Genomic DNA, 3625 nt, shown 5'->3' with positions numbered 1-3625 from the left:
ATAGCGAGCGGTTTTCATAAGCTTTTTAAAAACGACGCTAAGATCGCCGAAAGCCTAAAGCCAGCCACAACGAAAAATTTAAGCCAAGGTTTAGCGACCACTTTAAGCGGAGCGTTAAAATACCAATGGACTAAATTCACTTTAGGGACAATATATCGCAACGCGCCCGATCGCATTTTAGGCGTGAAATTACCCAAAGCGCTAAACGAAGCCACCGCAGGCGCAGCCTTGAAGTATCACATTAAAAGAGCGCTTGAAAGAAGCCACTCTATAAGCGAATTTAGTAAGAATTTAGAATTAAGCGCACAAAACGCTAAATTCAGCAACAACACGCTTAAAATCATTGAAGAGCTTACTAATGGAGTCAAGCAAGCGAGCGAAGAAATCAAAGCAAAAGCGTTTGATTTTTCTAATGAAAAACTCACTAACGAGCAAATCAAAGAGCTATTAAATAACGCCAAAATCCCCACAAGCGGGAGAGATGCGATCACTTTTGGAGTGAATAATTTAAACCCTGAAATCGTTGAATTTTTACACAAGAACAACAAAAAAATGATTATAGAAAAAGCCTCTAACAAAGAATTAGAACTTTTAAAAGACGCTAACTTTAAGCACCCTGAAAACATAAGAGCGAGTTTAGATCATGATGCTATCTCTCACATACTCAAAAGGCATGGCGTTAATTCTGTTAATGTCAAAAATGGAGAAATCCCTATCACTTACGAGGATATAGCGAATTATAGATATATCATTAATAACGCTGATGCAATCCTTAGGACTATAGACAAATACGATAAAGAAGCTATAACGGCGTTTAAACAAATCAACGGCTATGCGGTAGTCGTGGAGCAAGCGGTCAATAAGAAAAATGAATTAGTTTTAAAAACGATGTTCAAAAGTAACGGAGATTATAAGGATAATAACGCTTATAAGAAGTTTTCAAGCACCTCACTCGACGCTAACGCGAAGGTGCCCCATGGGTTGAGTTCCCATGGTGGTGCTACAGATAATCCTACTCAAAAACCTTTAACCAGTCAAGAGGATTTATTAAAAACAAGCGAAAATTTAAACGAAACCACACCAAAACCTACCCATTTAAGCCCTTTAGAGCAAGCCAACGCCGAAAAGTTAGCGAAATTACAAAGAGAGCAAGAACAAAGCGAACAAGAATTTTTAAAAGCTAAAGAGCAAGAATTAAAACGCAAGGAAGCCCTAAAAAAGAAATTAGAACACGAGCGAGGCAATGCAGGCAACATTGAAAGCCAGACTAAAATAGAAGTAGGAGAGGATATACCTACAGAGATACAAGCGCAGATCCCCAAAAGCCGAGTAAGGCTAAACGAACGAGAGATTTACGATCTAGATTATGCGATCGTGAAAGCTAAAGATTTAAAACCGAGTTTTACCACAGGCGGGACGCAAAAGAGAACGGACATGAACGAAGAACAGATTAAAAGCATTGCACAAAATTTTGATCCTAAAAAGATATTTGGGAGCGGAGGGTTTGAAGATTTACCGATCATCTTACACGACGGGCAAGTGATCGCAGGCAACCACCGCATCCAAGGCATGCTGAACTTCACGCCAAAAAGTAGATACATTTACCACAAAGCGATCAAGGAATACTATCAAATAGACTTAAAGCCTGACGAATTGTTAGTGCGAGTGCCACACAACCGCCTAAACAACACCGAGATCAACAATTTAGCGGCTTCAAGCAATCAAGGAAGATTTAACAGCGAAAGCGATCATGCGATAGCGGTTTTAAGCCATTACGAAGCGAAATTGAAAGAATTAGAAAAGAAATTAGACGCTGATAGCATTTACTCCTTAAAAAACATTGTCGCTAAAAATCTTAATTTTGATAAAGCCACTCATCCTAATGTAGGCGATAGTAATTTAGCGCTTTTAATGTTCAACATGCCAAGGACCAAAACCCAAGGGATAGAGTTACTTAATCGTTGGCAGAAAGAATTTTCAAATGATATAAAAAGCTATGAAAAAGTTAAAGAGATGTTTGTAGATAACGCTGGGAGTTTTCATAATTTAATTCATGACATGAATTTCCCTAAGGTGAGTTTAAACGCTTACTTGAGCGATATTTTGGATCGCAGTTTTGCCAATTTAAAGAATTACCAAACCACGAGCGAGAGCTTAAAAGATTTGAGCGAAAAATTCTATAAAACGAGTTCTTTAGAGATGTTTGAAAAGAGCGATCAAACTACAAGCGACATTAGCGAGATTTTAGGAGGAGCAATAGCACGCTTTGCGAGGTTTGATGATCCTAGTAAAGCGTTATTTGAAGCGTTAAGAAGCGATAACATTAAAAAAGGCTTGAAAGAATTTAAGATCGCAGATGTTACAAAGGATATGTTTAACCCTGATAGTAAAGAGTTTAAGGACATTGATATTTACGACTTCACGCATTACCTCTTAATGGTCAATAGAGAGCCAAACGAAAATAACCCTACCTTAAAACGCTTGATAGAAGCCGTTAAGGACATGCAAAAAGAGAGCGAGAAAGGGAGTAAAAAACCAAAGCTTGACACGCCTAGCGAGTGGGGAGAGAATTATAGCGAGTTTAAAGGTGATGGATTAGGAGCGATTAACAAGCTATTAGAAACTAAAAAAGGTTTTGTAGCGGGAGCGTTTTATAAAGAAGGTTTAGGGGATATTGATTTAGTTTGGGGTAATAAAGATTACGGGTTAGAACATATATTTAGTCGTAGGGAAAGCGATGCAATAGACAAAGGCATGAGTAAAGAAGAAGCTAAAAAATACGCATTAGAAATAATTAACAATATCCCTAACATAATCAGCAATGGAAAACTATCAAAAGATGATTTAGGGCGTTTAAGTATTGAGTTTAAAAATCAAAGAGTGGGTTTGAATGATAGTTGGAAAGGAGAAACTTTAAATAATAGGTGGGTTATTACAAGTTATGAAATAGATAAATCAAGGAATGGGCTAATTGAGTCGCCTTTAGCACCAAATTACAAGGGGAAAGATACTAATCCCCTAAACCTTGATAATCCTAATCCTACCACAAAAAAATTAAATAAGGATTAAAAAATGAATTACCCTAATCTCCCTAATAGCGCTTTAGAAATAAGCGAACAGCCACAGGTTAAAGAAATCACTAACGAGCTTTTAAAGCAATTACAGAGCGCTTTAAAAAGTAACGCGCTTTTTACCGATCAAATAAAACTAAGCCTTAAAGGGATTGTTAGGATTTTAGAAGTGCTTTTAAGCTTAGATTTTTTCAAAAACGCGAACGAAATTGATAGCAGTTTAAGAAACTCCATTGAATGGCTTACTAGCGCCGGCGAGAGCTTAAAAAATAAAATGAAAGAATACGAGCGCTTTTTTAGCGAGTTTAATACGAGCATGCACGCTAACGAGCAAGAAGTAACCAACACTTTAAACGCTAACACTGAAAACATCAAAAGCGAAGTTAAAAAGCTAGAAAATCAAATTATAGAAGCCACAACCAGGCTTTTAACGAGCTATCAAATCTTTTTAAACCAGGCACGAGATAACGCTAACCATCAAATCACAGAGAACAAAACGCAAAGCCTTGAAGCGATCACGCAAGCCAAAACGAACGCTAACAACGAAATAAGCG

The 3625-nt window shown here is 37.4% G+C and carries 2 protein-coding genes and 1 pseudogene; 2 read left to right on the top strand and 1 reads right to left on the bottom strand.

What is annotated here, in order from left to right:
- Window positions 1-14 precede the first annotated feature (14 nt).
- Window positions 15-215: a hypothetical protein gene (locus tag QT76_RS08455; protein WP_080242505.1), complete on the bottom strand. Its 201-nt coding sequence runs from the start codon at window positions 213-215 to the stop codon at window positions 15-17.
- Between QT76_RS08455 and QT76_RS07705 the strand changes: the two genes are divergently transcribed.
- Together QT76_RS07705 and QT76_RS07700 are read left to right on the top strand one after the other, a co-directional pair.
- Window positions 184-3069 (top strand): DUF3519 domain-containing protein, encoded by a 2886-nt coding sequence (locus QT76_RS07705; RefSeq protein WP_080242504.1) that lies wholly within the window; start codon window positions 184-186, stop codon window positions 3067-3069. The genes QT76_RS08455 and QT76_RS07705 overlap by 32 nt on opposite strands.
- 3 nt (window positions 3070-3072) lie before the next feature.
- Window positions 3073-3625, top strand: a pseudogene (locus tag QT76_RS07700) (DUF1542 domain-containing protein); the annotation flags it as partial.

The organism is Helicobacter pylori SA37A, from assembly GCF_000476015.1.
Taxonomy (GTDB): Bacteria; Campylobacterota; Campylobacteria; order Campylobacterales; family Helicobacteraceae; genus Helicobacter; species Helicobacter pylori_DB.
The sequence above is the reverse complement of the archived record's forward strand: the minus strand, read 5'-3'. Positions and strand labels throughout refer to the sequence as shown.